General features: G+C 59.3%; 22 protein-coding genes. All 22 read left to right on the top strand.

Translation table 11 applies throughout. The annotated features are described in order from the left end of the window. Positions 1–166 precede the first annotated feature (166 nt). The 22 genes from PLH32_16080 to nadD all read left to right on the top strand — a co-directional run bounded on the left by PLH32_16080 (position 167) and on the right by nadD (position 22,709). On the top strand, positions 167–1,312 hold the full coding sequence (locus tag PLH32_16080; GenBank protein ID HQJ66126.1) for a glycosyltransferase family 4 protein: 1,146 nt from the start codon (positions 167–169) through the stop codon (positions 1,310–1,312). Between the two features lie 91 nt (positions 1,313–1,403). Next, positions 1,404–1,640, top strand: a complete 237-nt coding sequence (locus tag PLH32_16075; GenBank protein ID HQJ66125.1) for a zinc ribbon domain-containing protein — start codon at positions 1,404–1,406, stop codon at positions 1,638–1,640. Positions 1,641–1,666: 26 nt separating this feature from the next. Then, the gene (locus tag PLH32_16070) at positions 1,667–1,945 is read left to right on the top strand and encodes an HU family DNA-binding protein (protein ID HQJ66124.1); all 279 of its coding nucleotides are present in this window, start codon (positions 1,667–1,669) and stop codon (positions 1,943–1,945) included. A gap of 264 nt (positions 1,946–2,209) precedes the next feature. Next, positions 2,210–3,493 carry an exodeoxyribonuclease VII large subunit gene (gene xseA / locus PLH32_16065; protein ID HQJ66123.1) on the top strand — a complete coding sequence of 428 codons (1,284 nt, stop codon included), beginning with the start codon at positions 2,210–2,212 and terminating at the stop codon, positions 3,491–3,493. Beyond that, a complete protein-coding gene (xseB, locus tag PLH32_16060; protein HQJ66122.1) occupies positions 3,490–3,711 on the top strand; it encodes an exodeoxyribonuclease VII small subunit in 222 nt (73 codons plus the stop codon). The genes xseA and xseB overlap by 4 nt, the downstream gene beginning before the upstream one ends. Positions 3,712–3,786: 75 nt before the next feature. Beyond that, on the top strand, positions 3,787–5,733 hold the full coding sequence (dxs, locus tag PLH32_16055; protein HQJ66121.1) for a 1-deoxy-D-xylulose-5-phosphate synthase: 1,947 nt from the start codon (positions 3,787–3,789) through the stop codon (positions 5,731–5,733). After that, a complete protein-coding gene (locus tag PLH32_16050; GenBank protein HQJ66120.1) occupies positions 5,730–6,626 on the top strand; it encodes an NAD(+)/NADH kinase in 897 nt (298 codons plus the stop codon). The genes dxs and PLH32_16050 overlap by 4 nt, the downstream gene beginning before the upstream one ends. A 65-nt stretch (positions 6,627–6,691) precedes the next feature. Continuing rightward, positions 6,692–9,286, top strand: coding sequence for a DNA mismatch repair protein MutS (gene mutS, locus PLH32_16045; protein ID HQJ66119.1), 2,595 nt, complete (start codon positions 6,692–6,694; stop codon positions 9,284–9,286). Positions 9,287–9,454: 168 nt separating this feature from the next. Then, positions 9,455–10,453 (top strand): PorV/PorQ family protein, encoded by a 999-nt coding sequence (locus PLH32_16040; protein HQJ66118.1) that lies wholly within the window; start codon positions 9,455–9,457, stop codon positions 10,451–10,453. A gap of 123 nt (positions 10,454–10,576) precedes the next feature. Then, positions 10,577–11,455 (top strand): YicC family protein, encoded by an 879-nt coding sequence (locus PLH32_16035; protein HQJ66117.1) that lies wholly within the window; start codon positions 10,577–10,579, stop codon positions 11,453–11,455. Positions 11,456–11,470: 15 nt separating this feature from the next. Next, positions 11,471–12,061, top strand: a complete 591-nt coding sequence (gene gmk, locus PLH32_16030) for a guanylate kinase (GenBank protein HQJ66116.1) — start codon at positions 11,471–11,473, stop codon at positions 12,059–12,061. A 41-nt stretch (positions 12,062–12,102) separates the two neighbouring features. Next, positions 12,103–12,378: a DNA-directed RNA polymerase subunit omega gene (gene rpoZ / locus PLH32_16025; protein HQJ66115.1), complete on the top strand. Its 276-nt coding sequence runs from the start codon at positions 12,103–12,105 to the stop codon at positions 12,376–12,378. A gap of 29 nt (positions 12,379–12,407) precedes the next feature. Beyond that, the gene (gene coaBC, locus PLH32_16020) at positions 12,408–13,613 is read left to right on the top strand and encodes a bifunctional phosphopantothenoylcysteine decarboxylase/phosphopantothenate--cysteine ligase CoaBC (GenBank protein ID HQJ66114.1); all 1,206 of its coding nucleotides are present in this window, start codon (positions 12,408–12,410) and stop codon (positions 13,611–13,613) included. Further along, a complete protein-coding gene (locus PLH32_16015; GenBank protein HQJ66113.1) occupies positions 13,610–14,392 on the top strand; it encodes a uracil-DNA glycosylase in 783 nt (260 codons plus the stop codon). The genes coaBC and PLH32_16015 overlap by 4 nt, the downstream gene beginning before the upstream one ends. An 11-nt stretch (positions 14,393–14,403) precedes the next feature. Beyond that, the gene (gene dnaB / locus PLH32_16010) at positions 14,404–15,780 is read left to right on the top strand and encodes a replicative DNA helicase (protein HQJ66112.1); all 1,377 of its coding nucleotides are present in this window, start codon (positions 14,404–14,406) and stop codon (positions 15,778–15,780) included. Between the two features lie 21 nt (positions 15,781–15,801). Beyond that, positions 15,802–17,955 carry a bifunctional (p)ppGpp synthetase/guanosine-3',5'-bis(diphosphate) 3'-pyrophosphohydrolase gene (locus PLH32_16005; protein HQJ66111.1) on the top strand — a complete coding sequence of 718 codons (2,154 nt, stop codon included), beginning with the start codon at positions 15,802–15,804 and terminating at the stop codon, positions 17,953–17,955. Positions 17,956–18,111: 156 nt separating this feature from the next. Next, positions 18,112–18,447, top strand: a complete 336-nt coding sequence (locus tag PLH32_16000; protein ID HQJ66110.1) for an HU family DNA-binding protein — start codon at positions 18,112–18,114, stop codon at positions 18,445–18,447. Between the two features lie 29 nt (positions 18,448–18,476). After that, positions 18,477–18,956, top strand: a complete 480-nt coding sequence (gene ruvX, locus PLH32_15995) for a Holliday junction resolvase RuvX (GenBank protein HQJ66109.1) — start codon at positions 18,477–18,479, stop codon at positions 18,954–18,956. Between the two features lie 9 nt (positions 18,957–18,965). Then, complete coding sequence (gene lnt / locus PLH32_15990; protein HQJ66108.1) at positions 18,966–20,501, top strand: apolipoprotein N-acyltransferase; 1,536 nt, start codon at positions 18,966–18,968, stop codon at positions 20,499–20,501. A gap of 206 nt (positions 20,502–20,707) precedes the next feature. Next, positions 20,708–21,304, top strand: coding sequence for a hypothetical protein (locus PLH32_15985; protein ID HQJ66107.1), 597 nt, complete (start codon positions 20,708–20,710; stop codon positions 21,302–21,304). Positions 21,305–21,315: 11 nt separating this feature from the next. Then, positions 21,316–22,110 (top strand): outer membrane protein assembly factor BamD, encoded by a 795-nt coding sequence (bamD, locus tag PLH32_15980; protein ID HQJ66106.1) that lies wholly within the window; start codon positions 21,316–21,318, stop codon positions 22,108–22,110. A gap of 11 nt (positions 22,111–22,121) precedes the next feature. Then, on the top strand, positions 22,122–22,709 hold the full coding sequence (gene nadD / locus PLH32_15975; protein ID HQJ66105.1) for a nicotinate (nicotinamide) nucleotide adenylyltransferase: 588 nt from the start codon (positions 22,122–22,124) through the stop codon (positions 22,707–22,709). Positions 22,710–22,711: the final 2 nt, after the last annotated feature.

Raw genomic sequence — 22,711 nt, 5'->3', positions numbered from 1 at the left:
GGGGGGGGGGGGGGGGCAAAAAATTTGGGGGCTTACGGGTGGGCGCCAGATTTGGGGATCAGCGGATGGGGACCAGATTTCGCGTGGGACAAGCCCATTTCGCCGTTGCGAAAGACGTTTGCATTTCATACCTTTCCAGGTGCTGAATTCCTGCAGCGAGACCGTCATGAAAGATGAGATCCTCCTGGTCGGCCCGGTGCCGCCTCAGATCGGCGGCGTTGAGTTCTTCATTGCCGCCCTGCTCAAATCGCCCCTTAACGAGCGCTTCCGGCTGCGCCATTTCGACATCTCCAAGCCCCGAAGCCGCAACCGTGACCAGTTTGACTCGCCAATGGGCTACGCCCGTTCCTTCCGACGCGATTTCCTCACCAGCTTTTTCAGTTTTGGCTATTCGTTCCTCTTTTTCATCAGGTATCTTTTCACCATTCCTGATCCCCGCATCGGCCTGGTTCATCTGCACGCCTCCGCGTATATGTCTTTCTGGGAAAAATGCGCTTATCTGGATGTGGCCAAGCTTTGGGGCAAGAAAGTGGTCCTCCACATCCATGGCTCCGGTTTTGACCGTTTTATCCGCGAAAGTGGTCCATGCGCCCGGCGGGCGATCGTCCGCCACCTGCGGCGTTGCGACCGGGTGGTGGCGCTGTCGCAGAGCTGGAAGACCCTTTTGCTGAATTATCTGCCCGCCGTCAAGGTTGCTGTTATCGAGAACGGCATCGATCTTTCCCTCTTTCGCGACCTCCAACCAACGCCGGCCCCGGTGCCCACCATCCTTTTTCTTGGAGAGGTCTGCGGTCGCAAAGGGGTCTACGATCTCCTGCCCGCTTTCAGGAGGGTACTGGAGCAGCTTCCCGAGGCCCGCTGCGTTCTTATCGGCCCCGGCGAGCTGGAAGAAGTCCGTGCTGCAGCGCAGGAACTTGGCATTACGGCCGCACTGGAGATTGCCGGCCCGAAGTGGCACAGGGAGAAAGCCGAGGCGCTCAGCCGTGGATGGCTCTTCGCACTGCCCTCTCATGCCGAGGTCTTTCCCCTGGCCTTGCTCGAAGCCTATGCGGCCGGACTTCCCGTGGTCTCGACCATGGTCGGGGGCATTCCCGATTTTGTCCACGATGGGGAGAACGGCTTCCTGATCGCGCCAGGCGACCGGGAGGGCCTGGCGGCTGCATTGTCCCGACTTTTGTGTGACAGGGCCTTGCGGCAAATCATGGCGGAGAATAACCGCCGCTTGGCCTGGGAGCGCTATGACATCTCCCTCTGTGCAGAGAAAATCGGCGCCCTTTACTCGGAATTGTTAAAGCAAGCAAGTTCAGCTTGAGGCGCAAGATTTTATCTTGCTTTTTAGACAAAAAATAAGTATACTAAACGAATTGTGATGAATCCGGAGCAGGCTGCTAGGGCGTCTATCCATGCCGATATATGAGTACAAATGCCGGGAATGCGGCGGGGCCTTTGAAGAGCTAGTCGCCGCGGCAAGCGCAGCGGAGCATACGCCTTGCCCCCATTGTGCCAGTCACGATGTGGAGCGCCTGATCTCCAGCTTCGGCTTCACGAGCGGCGGGACACACAGCACTGATACCCGTTCTTCCTCATCGGGCCATTCCTGCGGGTCCTGTTCCAGCCATGCCTGCAGCCATTGTCATTGATGCAGTCTGCCTGAAAGGAAACCCCTATGACCAAAGCAGAGATCGTCGATATCGTTGCTGAAGGAACCGGGTTGACCAAGACAGAGACCCAGGCTGTGATCGAAGGTTTTCTCGCAACGGTCGGATATGCCCTGCGCCAGGGGGACCGGGTCGACTTACGCGGGTTCGGGAATTTCAAGGTCGTCGACCGTGCCACGCGTGCGACCTTCAATCCGGTCACCAAAGAGCCGGTGGTCATTCCTGCGCACCGGGCGCCTCTTTTCAAAGCCTCACGCGAATTGAAAAAGTTCATCAATAAAACTTGAGTTGACGAATGCGCTGCCCGATCGGTTGCGCCAGGATAGGAGGTGATCGTTTTGCCAAGCGGAAAAAAGAGAAAAAGAGCCAAGATTGCCACGCATAAACGTAAAAAAAGATTGCGCAAAGATCGACACAAGAAGAAATTACGCTAATCTTATACAGGGCTGAGAGTCGCATCTTGGCCCTTTTCCTTTCCCGGAGGCGCGGCATCGGCCGGCGTCCGCCTCCATCCTGGCGCCGTAAACCACACGCACCTTCAGGACCGATCCATGGATCACTGGGACACGACCCCTTCAAGCTATTCCGTCACGGAATTCACCCGCCGGATCAAATCCCTGCTCGAGACCGAGCTGCCACCGGTCTGGCTGCATGGCGAGATCTCCAATTTTGTCCGGCACACCTCGGGGCATCTGTACTTCTCCCTCAAGGATGAATCGGCCCAGATCGCCTGTGTGATGTGGCGCAGCCGCACCGCGTCGCTGCTCACCACGCCCTGTGACGGGATGCAGGTGCTGCTGTTTGGCCAGGTCACGCTCTATGAAAAACGCGGCGTCTACCAGATCGATGTGGTCAAGATGATCCCGGCGGGGGTGGGGCAGCTGCAGTTGGCTCTGGAAAAGCTCAAGGCGCGGCTGGCGGCCGAGGGACTCTTTGATCAAGCGCATAAAAGGCCGTTGCCGGTCCTGCCGCAGCGCATCGGCATCGTCACCTCGCCGACTGGGGCGGCGCTCCGCGATCTGGTTCAGATCGCGCGGCGGCGCATGCCGTCCATCGGTATTGTGCTGCGCCCGGCTTTGGTTCAGGGCGAGGGAGCGGCGGCGGATATTGCGGCCGCGATTGCCGAATTCAATGCCTGGGGCCAGGTCGATGTGATCATTGTCGGTCGGGGAGGAGGCAGTCTCGAAGACTTGTGGGCTTTTAACGAGGAGGTGGTGGCCCGGGCGATTTACGATTCGCGTATCCCGGTTGTCGCGGCGGTGGGCCACGAAATTGATGTCACGATTGCCGATTTTGTCGCCGACCTGCGCGCGCCGACGCCATCAGCGGCGGCTGAGCTGGTGGTCCCCGATGCTGGCGCGCTGCGCCGCCGCCTGGCCGAAGTGGCCCGGCTCCTGCTCAACGCCACCCGGCGCCGGCTCGACCTTGACCGCCTGCGCCTTAAGGGGTTGCGCGCGCGCCACGGCCTGCGCCGGCCCCTGGACCTCGTCCATCAGCGGCGCCAGCGCCTCGATGAGCTCGACCACCTCCGCCTCCTTGCCTTGACCAGCCGCCTGCAGCGCGAACGCAGCCGCGCCAAGGCGCTCGCCCAACGCTGCCGCGACCTGGCACCCGGCGCCGTGCTCCAACGCGGCTATGCCCTCTGCTGGCGTCCGGAGGACGAACACTTTTTGCACAGTGCGGCCGGCCTGGCCCCGGACGATGAACTTATCATTCAGCTGTCCAGCGACCGTCTGGAGAGCCGTATTACCATGATCCATCCCGGGCTGACAGTCCTCGATGAGCGGAAGCCGAAGGATGGAAAGCCTGCACAAGAGAGAGGAGTGGAGCCATGACCACCCGGAATTTTGAGTCCGCCATGGAGCGTTTGGAGGAGATCGCCACCTTGCTCGAAGAGGGCTCCGCCCCCCTCGAGGAGTCGCTGCGGTTGTTCGAGGAGAGCAATGAACTGCTCGTTTTTTGTCTGGCCAAGCTCGACGAAGCGGAGGAAAAGATTCAGCTCCTGAGCAAGACCGCCGAGGGCTTCCAGCTTGAAGAGACCCCGCTGGATTAGATCGTTTGGGCCCGGTGTTATAACCTGTGGCCTGGAAACAAACCCTGGCAAACCTGCATCATTCTAAGGTAGTATATGGACGCTCTGCTCCCCCATATCAATTCTCCCCAGGATATTCGCCGCCTGGATATTCCCCAACTGACCCAACTCGCGCGCGAGATCCGCGAATATATCATTCACACCATCAGCGAGACCGGCGGCCATCTGGCCCCCTCCCTCGGTGTCGTTGAACTCACCCTGGCCCTGCACCATGTGCTCGACACGCCGCACGACAAAATCGTCTGGGACGTCGGCCATCAGGCCTATGCTCACAAAATCATCACCGGCCGCCGCGAGGCCTTCAGCCGGGTGCGGCAGGAGGGGGGGATCAGCGGATTTCCCAAACCCTCAGAGAGTCTCTACGACGCTTTCGGGGTCGGTCACGCCAGTACCGCCATCTCCGCTGCCTTTGGCATGGCCTGTGCACGCGACCTCGCTGGCGACGACAACCGGGTGGTGGCGGTCATCGGCGACGGCGCCCTGACCGGTGGCCTCGCCTATGAGGGATTGAACAACGCCGGCGCTTCGGGCAAGGATATCCTCGTCATCGTCAATGACAACAGCATGTCGATTTCCCATAATGTCGGCGCGATGAGCAAGTATCTAACCAATCTCATCTCCAATCCCCTCTACAACCGGATTAAGTCCGAGGTTTGGGATTTCACCGGCAAATTTGACCGCATGGGACCGCGCATCCGTCAGACCGCCCGCCGCATGGAGGAGAGCCTGAAGGGCTTTATCATGCCGGGGGTGCTCTTCGAGCGGCTCGGATTCCGCTATCTCGGTCCGATCGACGGCCATAATTTCGCCGAAATGCTCCACACCTTGCACGAGATCCAGGCGCTCAAGGGGCCGATCCTGCTGCACGTTCTGACCAAGAAGGGGCGCGGTTATCGCCCAGCTGAGGAAAACGCGCCGGTTTTTCACGGTCTCGGCAAGTTCGACAAGATCACCGGCGAGGTGATCAAGAGCGGCAATGGACCGACCTATACCGAGATCTTTGGCCGCACCCTGATCGAGCTGGCCGACGGACATCCTGAAATGGTGGGGATCACCGCCGCCATGTCGTTAGGGACCGGCATGAGCCGTTTTGCCGAGAAATTCCCCGAGCGCTTCTTCGATGTCGGCATCGCCGAGGGCCACGCCCTGACCTTTGCCGCCGGCATGGCCTCGCAGGGATTCCATCCGGTGGTGGGCATCTATTCGACCTTTCTGCAGCGGGCTTATGATCACCTCCTCCATGATATCGCCCTGCAGAAACTGCCGGTGGTACTGGCCATAGACCGTGCCGGGATTGTCGGCGATGACGGCCCGACCCATCACGGTGTTTTTGATATTGCCTATTTGCGTACCGTGCCGGACCTAGTCATCATGGCGCCGAAGGATGAGGAGGAACTGCGCCAGATGCTCTACACGGCGATGGAGTATAAAGCAGGCCCGGTTGCCATCCGCTATCCGCGGGGGGCCGGTGAAGGGGTGGCCCTCACGAGCGGCTATCAGCCGCTGGAGATCGGCCGCAGCGAACTTCTCGATGCGGGCGAAGAGATTGCCATTCTCGCACTGGGGCATCTGGCCAGCAAGGCCAGTAGTGCTGCCCGGATCCTGCGCGAGCAGGATCATCTCTACGTCCAGGTCATTAACACGCGCTTTGTCAAACCCCTTGATCTCGATATGCTCGAGGAGGTGACGGCGCATTTCAAGGCTCTCATCACTCTGGAAGAGGGGACGCTGGCAGGGGGATTCGGCAGCGCCATCGCGGAATATCTCGCCGACCACCATCTTGAGGGGGTCGAACTGTACCGTTATGGTCTGCCCGACCATTTCCTGTTGCAGGGCAACCGGGACCGCATGCTCGACCAGGCTGGTTTGAGCATCCCGGCGATCGTCGCCGCGGTGCGCAGCGTCCACAGGGGGCTGGAGGAGAACAAACCCGGCAAGATTCGCAACCTGTTCCGCTTTAACAAACACGCGAAAAGCGCATGATCATCGGCATCGCCGGCAACACCCATAAACCCAACGTCCGCGAGGCCATCCTTCATCTGACCGCTTATCTGGATGGGCTTGGCGTGCCTCTCGTCATCGACCGGCAGCTGCAGGGATTCCCAGGTCTTGGAGCCGAGCGGGACTACTTCTCCCTCGAGGAGATCGGCCGCCACTGCGACCTCCTCGCCGCTTTCGGCGGCGACGGCACCCTCCTGGCAACCGCGAGCAAGGTCGGCGCCAGCGGCACGCCGATCCTCGGAGTCAACCTCGGCAGTCTGGGATTTCTCGCCGAAGTCCCGCTGGATGAGATGGAGGCAACCTTCGACGATCTTCTAGCGGGGCGCTACACCTTGATCGAGCGCATGCTCCTCAAGATCACGCTGGAAAAGGGCCGCCAGATCAGGAGCCACCATGCGCTCAACGATTTGGTTGTGGAAAAGGGAAGCGTGCCCCGCCTGATCCTCGTCGAAGTCTGGGTGGACGGTACCTACCTAAACACCTACCGGTGCGACGGGGTGATCATCGCCACGCCGACCGGATCGACCGCCTATTCGCTTTCCGCCGGGGGACCGCTGCTGATGCCGACCATGGAGGCGATGATCGTCACCCCGATCTGTCCCCATTCCCTCACCGTCCGGCCGGTGGTGCTCTCGGAGACGTGCCATCTCGAGCTACGGCTGGTTGATCAAACCCACACCGCCCAGATCAATATCGATGGCCAGAATTGCTGCGATCTGCGCCCATCGGACCGCATCTTTATCGAAAAGGGGACGTACAAGATCAAATGGGTGGACACCGGCCGGCGCGACTTTTTCAATCTACTGCGAACCAAATTCAACTGGGGCATAGACCTGACCGCCTATCAATCCGCCAGGAACAGGAACGAATCCTAACCCCGCGGCTTTGACCCGTAAACCAGAAAGAACCTGTGACGCACGGAGATACCAAAACACCATTGATGGAGCAATACCTGGCCATCAAGAACAAGCACAAGGATGCTGTGCTCTTCTTCCGCATGGGTGATTTCTACGAAATGTTCTTTGAGGATGCCAAAACCGGGGCCTCGGTTTTGGGCATCACCCTCACCTCACGCGCGCATGGCAAGGCGGCGAATGTGCCGCTCGCGGGCTTTCCGCATCATGCCCTGGATACCTACCTGGCTAAAATGATCAAGGCCGGCTATCGAGTCGCCATCTGCGAACAGACCGAAAACCCCAAATTTGCGAAAAACATTGTCAAACGCGAGGTCCTCGAGGTGGTGACACCGGGGACTGCGGTGGTCGATGATCTGCTGGAGACCAAACGCAACAACTACCTCCTCGGGCTCGTCGTGCGCGACCAGCGCTGCGGCGCCGCCGCAGTGGATGTCTCGACCGGAGAGTTCCAGGTGCGCGAGCTGGCGCTCTCCGCCCTCGACGAGTACCTCCACGCCCTCGCTCCGGCTGAGCTGTTGATTTCCACGATGCCGCATCCGGCTCTCGAGAAGATCCTGCAGCCACTCGCGGAGGTCACGATCACCCGCCGCGAGGAATGGATGTTTCTCTACGACTTTGCACTCGAGACCCTCAATGACCAGTTCGGAACGCTCTCGCTCAAGGGATTCGGGATCGAGGATCTGCCGCTCGGCATCTGTGCCGCAGGCGGCGTGCTGGCCTATCTGCGTGAGAACCAGAAAGAGAAGCTGATCCATATCAACCGGGTCTCCCGCGCCGCCGAAGAACAGTATATGGTCATCGACAGCAGCACTCGGCACAATCTCGAACTGGTGAGTTCTTTTCATGCCGCGCGCAAGCATGGTTCTCTGCTCGGTATCCTCGACCAGACGCGCACGCCTATGGGGGGGCGCATGCTGGTGCAGTGGATCACCTGCCCGCTGATGGATCTGGAAGAGATCACGGCGCGACACGACGCCGTCGAGGAGTGGACCCGCAACAGCAGCGGCCGCAAGGCAGTGATCGAGACCCTGCGGCAGAGCGGCGACCTCGAGCGGCTTCTGGCGCGCTTCGTGACCGGCCGTGCCAACGCCCGCGATGCCATAGCCGTGCTTAATTCGCTTCAGGTTGTTGCGACCCTGCAAGCCCAGCTGCAGGAAAATGACGCGGCGCTGCTGGCGGGGGCGCGCGCAGCCCTCAATCCCCTGCCCGAACTGCGCAATGAGATCGAGCGAGCCCTGGTTCAGGATCCGCCCCTCGCCATCACCGAGGGCGGTTTCATCCGCAGCGGCTACAACCCCCAGCTCGATGAACTGCGGGAGATCGCCTTCCGGGGCAAGGACTGGATAGCACGACTGCAGCAGCAAGAACGCGAGCGGACCGGCATCCCCTCGCTCAAGGTGAGCTACACCAAGGTCTTTGGCTATTTCATCGAGGTGACCAATCCCAATCTCTCCCGTGTGCCGGACTGGTACATCCGCAAGCAGACCTTGGTCAACGCCGAACGGTTTATCACGCCTGAACTCAAGGAGTATGAAGAGAAGGTCCTTGGGGCGGAAGAGAAGATCATCGAGCTTGAGTATGAGCTTTTCAATCAGCTGCGGCGGCGCATCCTCGACGATACCATGGCTTTGCAGGAGAATGCCCGGATCATCGCCCGCATTGACTGCTTGAGCACCCTGGCTCAGGTGGCCGTCGATTATGGCTATGTGCGCCCCGTGATGCATGGCGATTCCAGTCTGGACATCCGAGAGGGGCGCCATCCGGTGATCGAGCGGCTGCTGCCGGCGGGGGAAAGCTTCATCGTCAACGATACCCACATTGACACCCGCAAGGAGCAGATCCTGATAATCACCGGTCCCAATATGGCTGGGAAATCGACCTATTTACGCCAGGTCGGGCTGATCGTCATCATGGCCCAGATGGGCTCTTTTGTGCCCGCCACCGCCGCCGAGATCGGGGTGGTCGACCGCGTCTTCACCCGGGTCGGGGCTTCGGATAACCTGGTGGCTGGAGAGAGCACTTTCCTTACCGAGATGAACGAGACCGCCAATATCCTCAACAATGCCACGCCGCGCAGCTTGATCCTCCTCGACGAGATCGGGCGCGGCACCAGCACCTTCGATGGCCTCTCAATCGCCTGGTCCGTGGCCGAGTATATTCATGAAACGCCGCGCATCGCGGCAAAAACCATCTTCGCCACCCATTATCACGAACTGACGGAACTGGAGCTGGTGCTGCCGCGTGTAAAAAACTACAATGTTGCGGTCAAGGAGTGGGGCGATCGCATTGTCTTTCTGCGCAAGATCGTCCCTGGCGGTTGCGATCACAGCTATGGCATTCACGTCGCGCAGCTGGCTGGGCTGCCACGGCCGGTTATTCTCCGCGCTCGGGAAATTCTCGCCAACCTCGAGACCGTTTCGCTCGACGACGACAAGGCGCCCCAGTTGGCGCACCACCGCCGGGCTACCGCAACGCCGCCACCGCAGCAGATGAGTCTCTTTGCGGAACTGGAGAAGAGCTTGCGCGAGGAACTGCAGCGGCTCGATCCCAATCAGCTCACGCCGCTCGAGGCCCTCAATAAGCTGGAGGAATTGCGGCAGTTGGCTTCAGACCGGTAGCACCCGGCACCGGCCTGCTGCGTAAAACGTGCTACAGGTCGCATCCGGGCGATAATTCGTTTGCAGGTTGGACAATTTTCTGTAAATTATGGTTATATTACCCCGGCATGGCAGCCGGACATCCCGAGCAATCTGAGGTAGAGCGTGGTCACTCGAACCAGGTTAGTGTTGACAGGAGTTATCCTTCTCTGGACCGCATGGGGCAATGCGGCGGCGATCCGTAAATATGCCGGTGAATTCATGGCGGGTGGGGTCGGCGGCCGTGCCCTTGGCATGGGCGGAGCCTATGTCGCGGTGACCGGCGATGTGACCTTCAGCTACTGGAATCCAGCCGGCCTCTCGACCATCCGCTATCCCGAACTCGGTTTCATGCACGCCCGCCGTTTTGGCGGCGTGGTGAATTATGACTATCTGGGCGGCGCCCTGCCGGTCAGCCGCCGTGAGACCATCGGCATCAGCCTGGTACGCCTGGCTGTCGACGATATTCCCGTCACCGCCCTGCCGCGGCCGGATCTGCCCCTCGATGCCGTCTACACCAACGAAAGCGGGGAGACGCTCAACAACCGGCCCTTTGCCGTGCGCAGCGTCAGCGATGGCGAATATGCCCTCTACCTGAGCTATGCGCGCATGCAGATGGGGCGCTTTGCCTGGGGCGTAAGCGCCAAAATGGTGCACAAGGCCACCGGCGACAACGCCGCCTGGGGCGCCGGCTTCGACCTCGGCGCGGTCTGGCTGCCCTGGCGCTCTCTGCGCCTCGGCGCCAATCTCCAGGACTTTACCACGACCCTGCTCGCTTGGGACACCGGGGAACGCGAGTTGGTTTCACCCACCCTCAAACTCGGGGCTGCCTATCCCTTCATCCTGCGGCCGCTCAGGAGCCGCTTGCTCCTGGCTGCCGATACCGACCTGCGCATGGAAGGCCGCGCGATCGCTGCGCAAAGCCACTATGGCCCGGTCAGCGCCGATTTCCATTTCGGGGCGGAATGGGTCTTCCATAACGTGCTCTCGCTCCGCACCGGCAGCGATACCGGCTATTTCAGCGCCGGGGCCGGACTTCGGCTGCCACGGCTCGATCTGGATTACGCCTTCCTCAAACACGATCAGCTGGATAATTCGCACCGGATCTCCCTGCGCGTCCGCATCGAAGAGCGCAAAGCGCGTAAATAACCCCGGCCCGGGAGATCCGCCCCGGGGTCTGGCGCAAGGTAAAAAATGAATTGACTATATCGAAAAAAATCATTAAAATATACACTGCATTTTCCGATAACGTCAGTTCATCAGGATGAATTCATGATCTCAAGCATGACCGGCTTTGGACGCGCGACTCACCGGATCGAGGATGTCGAAGTCCTGGTCGAAATCCGTTCCGTGAACAACCGCTTCCTCGATTTTTCACTGCGCATTCCGCGCATCCTGGCGGACTACGAGGGCCAAATCAAGGAACTGGTGGGGAAAAGCCTGTCTCGCGGCCGCATCAATATCTCCATCAGCGTGACCAGTGACACATCCAATGCGCAGCAACTCGCCCTCAACAAGCCCCTTGCCGCCGCCTATTACCGGCTCGTGCGCGAACTGCAGGCAGAACTCGGGCTCCCCGGAGAGGTACAGCTCAACCAACTCCTGGCGCTGCCGGACATCATCGTCGTCGACGACCGCACCCCGGAGGCTGAGCGTTACTGGGAGTGCACGCGCGCCGCGGTGGTCAAGGTGCTCGAGGATATCCAGCTCATGCGCCGCCAGGAGGGGGAGCAGCTGCTCAAGGATTTTGTCCAGCGCATCGCCACCCTCGATGACAAGATCACCCGGGTGCGTGAACTGGGTGCGAAACGCCCGGCGGCCGAAATGGAAAAGCTGCGGCAGCGGATCGCGCAACTGGTCAAGGAAGTCCCGGTCGATACGGGACGGCTCGAGAGCGAGATGGCCCTCATCGCCGACCGCCTCGACATCACCGAGGAGTGTGTCCGGTTTCACAGCCATAACCGGGCTTTTTTGAATATCCTCGAGACCGAGGCTGCCCCCGGCCGCAAGCTCAATTTCCTGCTGCAGGAAATGCATCGCGAGGTCAATACCATCGGCAGCAAGGCCGCCTCCGTCGAGATTTCCCACCTGGTGGTCGAAATCAAGGACGAAGTGGAAAAACTGCGAGAACAGATACAGAACATCGAGTAGGAGGGGAGCAGCGGCATGACGCACAACGGCTTGCTGGTTGTCATCTCCTCTCCCTCCGGCGGTGGCAAATCGACGGTGATCCATCGTATCCTCAGTGAAGGTGATCCGCGCTACCGCTATTCCATCTCCGTGACGACGCGGGCGAAACGTCCCGGCGAAACCAACGGCGTAGATTACTGGTTTGTGACCGAATCCGATTTCACCGCGATGATCGGCCGACATGAACTGGTCGAGCATGAACGGGTTCACGGCCACCTTTACGGCACGCCCGCAGGGCCCATTGAGCAGTGGTTGAAGGAGGGGCGCATCATCTTCTTCGACATCGATGTCAAGGGCGCCTTTGCCGTACAAAAGCGCTTTCCCGCGCAAACCCTGATGATCTTCTTGGCGCCGCCGGACCTGAAGATTCTCGAACAACGTTTGATCGGCCGCGGCACCGAGAGTTCTCCGGAGCTCAAAACTCGGCTCGCCCGGGTGGCCATGGAGATGGAGATGGGAAAACAGTTCGAATTCACCGTGGTTAACCGCGATCTTGAGCAGACCATCGCCGAGGTCAAACAGATCATCGCCAGCCGCCTGAAACCGGCGCGGCCCACTTCCCGATAAAATTCGGTCATTCTTGCACCTGTGAATTGGAGGTATTGTTCATGATCAAGACTCTGCCCATTGATAACCTTGATAACTATGCCGAGAACGTCTACGAAGCCATCATTATGGTGGCCCGCCGCGCGCGCCAGATCAACGATTTGCAGAAGAAGGTGCTGGATGCCGAGGCCGCATCGATCAGCAACAGCGACAATTATGACGACGAAGGCGTGAGCCAGGATGTCGTGGACCGCCAGTATCTGAAACTCCCCAAACCCACCAGTGTCGCCCTCCAGGAGATGCTCGAAGGGAAGCTGAGCAAACAGTATCCCGGCTGATCCGGGAGCAGCATAGGAGCCAACGCCGCATGCTGACGGACAAGAAGATTGTGGTTGGCGTGACGGGTGGAATCGCAGCCTACAAGGCGGCGGAACTGGTGCGCCAGCTCATCCAGGCCGGCTGCGGGGTCCGGGTGATGATGACCGCAGCAGCGGCCGAATTTGTTACCCCTCTGACCTTTGAGACGCTGACCCATCATCCCGTTCTCGTGCAGCTCTTCCCCGGAGACCAGGGCGGGGGCACTGTCCATATCGAATGGGCACGCTGGGCGGACCTTTTCGTCCTCTGCCCGGCCTCCGCCAATACCGTCGCCAAACTTGCCCATGGTCTGGCGGATAATGCCCTCACCACCACCCTCCTTGCCACTACCGCGCCGATTCTTCTTTGCCCGGCGATGAATAAACAGATGTATGCCAATCCCTTCTACCGGGACAATGAGGAGCGTCTCAGAAGAGCCGGCCTGCGGATCGTCACGCCCGGAAGCGGCGCACTGGCTTGCGGGGAGACCGGACCCGGCAGGCTGGCGGATCTTGCCGAGATTATGGATCAGATCCGCCTCGCCTTGGAGACGCGACGGGATTATCAAGGCAAACGGGTGCTGGTCACGGCGGGCCCGACGCATGAGCCGCTTGATCCGGTACGCTACCTCAGCAATCGCTCCACTGGCAAGATGGGATTTGCCCTGGCGGGGCAGGCTGCGCTGCGCGGCGCCCGGGTCACCCTGGTCAGCGGGCCGAGCACGGAACGTCCCTTTGCGGGGGTGCAGGTGGTCCCGGTAACGACAGCCGCGGAGATGGCGGAGGCGGTGCTGCCGCGGCTCAGCGAGACCGACCTGCTGCTCATGGCAGCCGCGGTGAGCGATTACCGGCCCAAGTCCTTTTCTCCCGGAAAAATCAAGAAGGGGGAGGAAGAGCTTGCCCTTAAGCTGGTCCGCACCGAGGATATCCTCCGGAGCGCCGGCCGTTCCAAGGGCGACCGGATCCATGTCGGCTTTTCTGTAGAGACCATGGATGAAATCGTAGCTTCACGCCGCAAGCTGGAAGAGAAGCATCTCGACATGATAGTGATCAACAATCCGCTCGAGCCCGGCGCCGGTTTTGCCGTGGATACCAATATCGTCACTCTGCTGTGCCGCGGTCGTGAGCCGGAAACCTGGCCGCTGCTCTCCAAAACCGAGGTGGCGGACCGGCTGCTGACAGCTATCTTGGCCTATGAAAACGAAAAAATGGCATGATCATGGGAACCGGATCCGAATTGCAGCGTTTTCTCCAAGAGCAGATCGAGATTTATGGAGACGAGCTGGCACTGGAGCTGACGGTCCTGGAGGCGAGCCGGAAAGCGCCGGCCTATCCCGCCGCGCCGGTGCTCCCCGTTCAGGCAGTGCGTGAAATCGCGCCCCTGGAGCTTGCGAAGACGCAACGCGCGCCGCTGGATCTCCAAGCTGCCACTCTGGCGGAGCTGCACGAGCGGATCGGAGGCTGCCTGAACTGCGCCATTGGTCACCAGCGCAAGCACCTGGTCTTCGGGACTGGCAACCCCGCGGCCGACATCGTTCTGGTCGGCGAGGCGCCCGGCTACAATGAGGATCAGCAGGGAGAACCCTTCGTCGGCGAAGCCGGACAGCTGCTGAACAAAATCCTCGCCGCCATCCGGCTTGAGCGCAGCGAGGTCTATATCTGCAATCTGCTCAAATGCCGTCCGACCAACAATCGGGATCCCTTGCCCGACGAGGTTCAGAACTGCCTTCCCTATCTGGAAAAACAGCTGGAGCTGATCCAGCCGGCTTTTATCCTGTGTCTTGGCCGGTTTGCCGCCCAGACCCTGCTGCAGAGCACGGCGCCCCTCTCTCAACTGCGCAGCCAGGTGCATGCCTGGCACGGGGTGAAGCTGCTGGTCACCTATCACCCGGCCGCCTTGCTGCGTTACCCCAAGTTCAAGGCCGAGACCTGGCGGGATGTCCAGATGCTCCGCCGCCTATACGATGAATTCCTGGCCCAAACTCTTCCTCGCTGAACGAGCCGCCCATGCCCGAACAAAATGAAACACCGATAAAATTGCCACCGCAGTCGATTGAAGCGGAGATGGCCGCGCTGGGATCGATGATGATCGAGGCGCATGCGGCGAACACCCTCTTCGAACTGCTGGACGAAACCTGTTTCTACAAGGATGCGCACCGCCGGATTTTCCTGGCCGCGCGCAGCCTCTATTCCCGCAGCGAGCCCATTGATGTTCTCACTGTCTCCTCCGAGCTCGAAAAAGCCCACGATCTCGAGCGGATCGGCGGCCTGTACTACCTCACCGAGTTGGTTGAACGGATCCCGTCGGCAGCCAACATCGAACAGTACTGCCGCATTGTCCTCAACCGCGCCTTGCTGCGGAAGCTGATCGACGTCTCCGGCGAGATCCAGCAGGACTGTTACGAGGGCGCCGAGGATGCCTACGATGTGATCGATCAGGCGGAAAAAAAGATCTTTACCCTCTCCGAGCGCGGCAAGAAGCGGGCTGTCGAGCACATCCGGCCGATCCTCTTCAAGACGATGAATCTCATCGACAACTACAACGCCAAGGCGGACGGAGTCACCGGCGTGCCGACCGGATTCGAAGAACTCGACCGCTTGCTCTCCGGCCTACAGAATTCTGATCTCATCATTCTCGCCGCCCGGCCCTCGATGGGCAAGACGGCTCTGGCCCTGAACATAGCCCGCAAGGCCGCCGGCCATGGTGTGCCCGTCGGCATCTTCAGCCTGGAGATGGCCTCACCGCAGATCGCGATGCGTCTGCTGTGCTCGGAGGCGCAGGTGGATGCCCATCTGGTCCGTATCGGCAAACTGCCGGGCGACCAGATGAGCCGGTTGTCGTCAGCGGTCGGCACCCTCGAAAAGGCCCCTATCTATATTGATGATTCACCGGCGATGTCGATCATGGAAATCCGCTCCAAGGCGCGCCGGCTCAAAGTCGAATACGATATCGGGCTGATCGTCGTGGACTATTTGCAGCTGGTCCACGGTGTCGGCCGGGTCGAAAGCAGGCAGATCGAGATCGCCCAGATTTCGCAATCCCTGAAAGCCCTGGCCAAGGAGCTCGATATTCCGGTGCTGGCCCTCTCCCAGCTCTCCCGCGCGGTCGAATCGCGCGGCGGCGAACGCAAACCCATGCTCTCGGATCTGCGCGAGTCGGGCGCCATCGAACAGGATGCCGATGTGGTCATGTTCATCTACCGTCCCTCGGTTTACGGTCCGGTCGAACCTGGCCAGGAGAATGACGCCGAGCTGATTATCGCCAAACAGCGCAACGGACCGACCGACAGCATCAATCTTTACTTTTACAAGGAATATCTGCTCTTCCAGAGCAAGAATGCACCGCGACTTGACGTTGCCGTCATCTCTCCGGCACCCTATTGATAAATTCCGTAGCGGAAGATCATGGATGAATCCTATCAAAAGGTTACCGAGGGGCTGATTCGCCGTATCCGGCGCTACAATCAGTCCATGGATGCCGCATTGCTGCGCAAGGCCTTTGAATTCAGCTTTGAGGCGCATCGTAACCAGCTTCGCAAGTCAGGGCATATCTACTTTGAGCATCCCCTCGAGGTTGCCAAGATTCTCGTCGGGCTGAAGATGGATTACGAAACCGTTGCCGCGGCCATCCTTCATGATGTGGCCGAGGATACGGAGTACACCATCGCCCGGGTGGAGAGCGAATTCGGCCCCAATATCGCCGGCCTGGTAGACGGGGTCACCAAGATCTCCGATATCAAGTTGCTCGAGTTTGAGGAGCGGCAGGCTGAGAATTTCCGCAAAATGCTGCTCTCGATGGTGAAAGACATCCGGGTGATCATTATCAAATTCGCAGACCGCCTGCACAACATGCGCACCCTAGAGTATCTGCCGGAGAAAAAGCGGCGTCGCATCGCGCTCGAAACTCGCGAGGTGTATGCGCCGCTGGCCCACCGCCTGGGCCTGGCCAAGATCAAGTGGGAACTGGAAGATCTGTCGCTCAAATTCCTCGAGCCCGAAATTTATGCGGATCTGGTCAAGCGCATCAACGCCAGCCGCGACGAACGTGAGGAGTTGATCCGCCATGTCACCCGCCCCGTGCGCGAGGCGCTGGTGGAGTCCAAGATCCATGCCCGTTTCGAGGGACGCCCCAAACATTTCTACAGCATCTACAACAAGATCGTCAAGCGCGGCATCCTTTTCGAAGAGATCTATGATCTCCACGCCATCCGCATCATCGTCGAGAAGGTGGAAGAGTGTTACCATACCCTGGGTATCGTCCATTCGCTCTACACGCCGATTCATGAGCGCTTCAAGGATTACATCTCTGCGCCGAAGAGCAACGGCTATCAGTCCCTGCATACCACGGTCATCGGTCCGGACGGCAAAAAAGTGGAGATCCAGATACGCACCGAGGAGATGCACCGCACCGCCGAGGATGGGATCGCCGCGCATTGGCGCTACAAGGAGGGGAGGCTCCAGGAGGATGAGCTGGACAAGCATATGGGGTGGATGCGTCAGGTCCTTGAGGCGGTCGACGACGAGGAGGTGGAATCCAGCTCCTTCATGGAGCACTTAAAGATCAACCTGTTTCAGGATGAGGTCTTTGTCTTCACGCCGCGGGGCGACCTCTACCGGCTGCCGGCTCATTCCACGCCGGTCGATTTTGCTTTTGCCGTCCATACCGATATCGGCCTGCACTGTCTGGCCGCCAAAGTCAACGGCCGCATCGTCCCCCTGAGTCATCAGCTTCGCAGCGGCGATACAGTCGAAATTATCACTTCCGCCAATCAGCGTCCGAATGAAGGGTGGCTGAACTTTGCCATCAGCAGCAAGGCCAAGGGGCGCATCAAGAAATGGCTCCGAGACACACAATTCGAAAGAAGCACAGCCCTGGGAGAGGAGATCCTGACCCGATCGCTCTCCAAGTTTTCGATCAAACTCAAGGAGGTCAACCTCAGCGATCTGGCAGCTAAATTAAGCCTCAAGGATGCCAAACAACTGCTCGCCGGATTGGGTCGCGGCGAGATCAAACTCGAGGCCGTGCTGCACAAGATCCTGCCGGAGGACAAGCCGGTCGAACAGGAGAGCTCCCTGTTCAAAAAGTTCATCGAGCGGGCGCGCAAATCGAGCAAGGGGGTGAGCGTGGCCGGGATGGATAACATCATGCTCAGCTTTGGCAAGTGCTGCAATCCGGTGCCGGGGGATCCGATCACCGGTATCGTCACCCGCGGTCGCGGCATCGTCGTCCATGCCAATACCTGCAACAATCTGCTGCGCCTGATGCAGGAGACCGAGCGCATTATCGACGTGGCCTGGGATGTAGACAAGGGCAATCGGTTCCTTGCCGGGCTCTATATCCTGTGCGAGCGGCGGAGTAAATTTCTTGCGGAACTCTCGGATGCGGTCTCTAACAGCGATGGCATTATCGCCAGCGCCAATATGAGTTCGGATGCCTCGCTGGTCAACTGCATGATCAGCGTCGAAGTATATGATTTGGAACACCTTAACCGGATTATAGCGAAAATTAAAAAAGTGGCCGGCGTCATTTCCGTCAGCCGCTGGTCCGAGCCTAAGTGAATGAAATAGAGCACTTTTTTTGAAAATATTTGGCCCGTCATGCATTTTTTTGTTGTCTTTTATAAAAAAAATAGTTATTTATGGTTATTAATTATAGTGTTATACTGTCAACGGATGACTCTTAATCATAATTGAACCCAATTGTAGGAGCTGGCCATGTCTGATGACGCTTTGAAATCCACGATTACGAAAAAGGATGTCGCCAAGCGAACAGCAAAGATCGTGGGCGAGAAGATATATCTGACGGAAAAAGTGGTCGATGGTGTGTTTCAAGCGTTGCGCGAATTCATGTCCGAGGCCAATCCCGAAGTGCGTATCGAGATTCGCGATTTCGGCGTCTTTGAAGTGAAAAAAACCAAACCCAAACCCAAAGCCCGCAATCCCAAGACCGGCGAGATCATCTACGTCCCTGCGCGCCGCAAAACCCATTTCAAGGCCGGCAAGCTCCTTAAAGAGGTACTCAAACAGCCGTTGCCTCGGGAAACCAAATAACCACCCCCCGCGCGGAACCGCCTTCCAGCATGGCAGCGCTCGATCCGATACCGCTCCACCAACTGCCGCTTGGACGCCTCCTGGGGATTGATTATGGAGAGAAGCGCATCGGCGTGGCGGTCAGTGATCCCTCACAAACGATCGCTTCGCCTCTGGTCACCCTGTTCCGCCGCGGGACGGACCTTCTCATCGCAGAAATAGTCTCTTTGGTACAGGAGCAAGCCGCTGTGGCCATCATTGTCGGTTTGCCCTTGCACATGAACGGCCGCCGCGGCGACAAAGCCGAGGCGGCCTTGATGTTTGCCGGGCTTTTGGCCAAGGCGGTTCCCGTTCCCGTTTTCACCCTGGATGAGCGATGGACCACCGCCAGCGCCCATAAGAGCCTGATCGAACGTGGCCGGCATCCCAGCCGGGAGCGCGACAAGGTGGATCAGATCGCTGCCGCATTCCTGGTGCAAGCCTTTGTCGACCGCCTCCAGTATTGCCGCAGGCACCCCCCGGAGAGTTGAACTCGATCTATGAAACGCAATATCATCCTCAGCCTCCTCACCGCCTTACTGATGGCTTGCGCCTTCCCTCCGTTCCGCACCGGGTTCGTGGGCTGGTTCGCCCTGCTGCCCTACTTCATGCTCCTGGAGGACAAGAGAGCGGGCGAAGGTCTGCGCTGGAGTTACCTCACCGGGCTCTTCATCTGCATCACGACGCTCTACTGGATCGGTCACGTCACCCAGGCGGGCTTCGTCGGCGCCATCTTGATCATTCCGCTCTATCTGACCCTCTACGGCCTGTTTCATATCGGACTGCGGCGCCAATTCGGCGGCAAGGCCTGGCTGATTCTGCCCTTTCTCTGGGTCGCGATCGAATACCTGCAATCGCGTTCCGAGCTGGCTTTCCCCTGGAACTACCTCGGCTACACCCAGTCCTACTATACACCGCTGATTCAATATGCCGAGTACACAGGGATCTGGGGCGTCAGTCTTTGGGTGATGCTCCTTAATGTCCTCTTCTGGCAGCTCTACCGCAATGGGAAGGAGCGCTGCCGCCGGCGGCTGCTCATCGGCGCACTGGGGGTACTGCTGTTTCTGCCGCTTCTGCAAGGTGGACTGGTCTTGCAGCGGCAACCTCAAGCGGGGAGGCCGGTGACCGTGGCGCTTCTTCAGGGCAATGTCGATCCTTTCGAAAAATGGGCCGCGGACAGCGATGAAAAAAACCTCGCGCTGTACGAGGCCATGAGCCGCGAGGCCGCCGCCGCCAAGCCGGATCTCATCGTCTGGCCCGAAACCGCCCTGCCTTTTTATCTGCGCGGCGAAACCCTCTACCTGCAGCGATTCGAGCACTTGGCCGATTCTCTCGGTGTCCCGCTGCTGACCGGATCCCTGGACTACCAGTTCGCCAACGAGAAGGAGTACACCTACTACAACGCCGCCTTTGTCGCAGAGCCCGGGAGCAGTTTTCTTCAGGTCTACCGAAAGATCCGCCTGGTCCCGGGATCGGAGCGCATCCCCTATCGTGACTATTTTCCCTTCAACCATCTCAAGGATTGGCTCAGCGATCTCGCTCTGGGCGTCGGAGATTATGGCCGGGGCGAGGAATACACCGTTTTCACGACCCGCCATGCCGGACGGCCGCTGCGTTTCTCGACGCCGATCTGTTACGACTCGGCTTTCCCCGATCTCGTCCGCCGCTTCGTCGCAGGCGGCGCGGAGTTCCTCTGCATCATCACCAATGATGCCTGGTTCGGCCGGACCTCAGCACCCGCCCAACACTCCCAGTTTGCGGTCTTCCGGGCGATCGAGAACCGGACGCCCATCGCCCGCTGCGCCAATACCGGCATCTCCTGTTATGTCGACGCGTATGGCCGGGTCTCGCAGCGGACCACGCTCTATAGCAAGGCGATTCTGAACGGGACGTTATCGGTGAACCGGCGTGCTACCCTTTACACCCGCCGCGGCGACTGGTTCGCCCTAGCCTGCGTCATCCTTGCGCTCGCTGGAATGGGGGGAGCGGTCATCAACTACCGCTGGAGACGGAGAGCACACTCCGCCCGGCCATGAACCGGCGCGGCGCGAAATTGCTTGATTCTTTCCCCCGATGTGCGTATTGTATTAGCTGAGGTCCGTTAAGCGGACGACGTAGCTGGCTCCTCTGCCACGACGGTTTAAGGCCGGAGCGGGACCCAGCAGAGGGCCGCGTCGCTTTCCGGCAGCCGGTCGATATTTATTATTGGGAACTCATTACGAATAAAAAAGTTATACATGGTGTGCCCCTGTTTTTTCTGCTGCTGCAGGCAGGCCTGGCGGTCGCACAGACAGCGCCCGCCAATCTTGAGCTGCTGAACCGAACCCTGCATGCCGTAGCAGTGGAGACCGCGCGGCATATCGATCTCCCCGACTCCGCAGGGTTGCACTATGCCGCCGCCCGGGAATCGGCAGCCTGGGATTGGCTCTTCGAAAGAGCCCTGTACGACGAGCTGAGCGTCAAACGGGGCCTGCGGCTGCACCGCGTGGAGGCTGCTGTGTCGGAGTGGCCGCTGCTCTTTTATGCGCCACTGGAACTCAGGATACGCTACGACCACCACCGTGCCGGCAGCGGCCGGTCCGTGCGCTGGGCTACCGCCCGGCTTTATGTAAAATATCAGGATCCCACGGGAGAATTGATCTTCAGCAGCGAGGTGGAGCGTACGCTCGTCGATACCATTCGCAGTGATCAAATCGCCGCTCTCGAGGACCATGCCTATCCCTTCACCGCCGGTGAACGTACGCCGCCATCCCGTCTGAAACGGATACTGGAGCCGCTCCTTCTCACCGCCATCACCGGGGGGATCATCTATCTATTTTACTCTTTCCGCAGCAACTGAACAGGATGCTTATGAACTCTGCCACACGACTGTCCATCATCACCCTCCTCGCCCTCGGCGTCTATGCTCTCTCCGGATGCAGCGGCGCCAAGCTGCGTGCCAACATGACGCTCGAGGAACGGATGGCCGCTGCCATGCAGCTCTATCAGAAAAAGGATTATTACGAGGCCAAGAACCAGTTCAGGATCATCACCCTGAGCTATAGCAACAGCAACCTCGCGGACAAGGCCCAGTTTTACCTGGGTGAGTGCCATTACGGGATGAAGGAATACATCCTTGCGGGGAGCGAATACGAAAGGCTGCTCAAGGTGTATCCCAACTCGGAGTGGGTGGATGATGCCAAATTCAAGCTTGGCATGAGTTATTTCAAACTCTCCCCCAAGTACTCACTCGATCAGGAATATACCAACAAGGCCATCCGGGAATTCCAGGAGTTTCTCGAGGAATACCATCGCAGCGATCTGATCAAGCAGGTGCAGGAAAAACTGGACGAATGCCGCAACAAGCTGGCACAAAAGGTCTATGCCGCGGCGGAACAGTACTACAAGCTCAAATATTACGAAGCAGCGATCGTCTATTTTAATATCATTTTAGACCAGCATTATGATTCTCGCTTCAGCCCCATGGCGCAATATTATCTCGGCGAATGCTATCGCCATATCGGGAAAACCGGCGAGGCGCTGGAGGCCTATCAGCGTCTGGTGGACAAGTATCCGGACCACCCCCTGGTGAAGAAGGCCAAACAGCGGATTCCCGAAGTCCAGGCCATGGCCAAAGCCATGGCGGGTGCTGCAGAAAAACCCTGAGGTCCCATCCGTTGAAACTGGCACTCTTCGGCGGATCGTTCAATCCGATCCATATCGCCCACCTGATCATCGCCGAGCGGGTGGTGGATGCCCTGCAGGTGGACCGGCTGCTCTTCATGCCCTGTTCGATCCCGGCGTTGAAATCGGGCGAGCAGATGGCCGAAGTGGCCCACCGGCTGAACATGGTCCGGCGGGCGATTGCCGGAAATCCGCGGTTCCGGGTCAGCGAGCTGGAGCTGCGCCGCGGGGGCAAATCCTATACGGTCGAGACCCTGCGCGTTCTGAAAAAAAAGTACCGGCTTGAACGGGAGGACCTGTTTCTGGTCATTGGCGGCGACAATCTGGCTGATTTTGTGCAATGGCGCGACCCTGAGGAAATCAGCCGGCTTTGCCGGGTGGCGGTCGCGGATCGGCCGGAAAGTGACTACACCGGCCGGATCCCCCCATATCTCACAGACGTGGTCCGGATTGACACGCCGTTGATGGCGGTCTCCTCCACCGATATCCGCAAACGGTTGCGCGAAGGCCGCTCCATCCGGTATCTCGTCCCATCAACGGTCGAGCGCTACATCCGCCTGCAGCAGCTATACCTCGGTTGAGG

It is taken from the genome of bacterium (genome assembly GCA_035419245.1).
GTDB lineage: Bacteria > Zhuqueibacterota > Zhuqueibacteria > Residuimicrobiales > Residuimicrobiaceae > JAKPUX01.
Note: the sequence above shows the minus strand (reverse complement) of the source record. Positions and strands in the feature narration are given on the sequence as shown.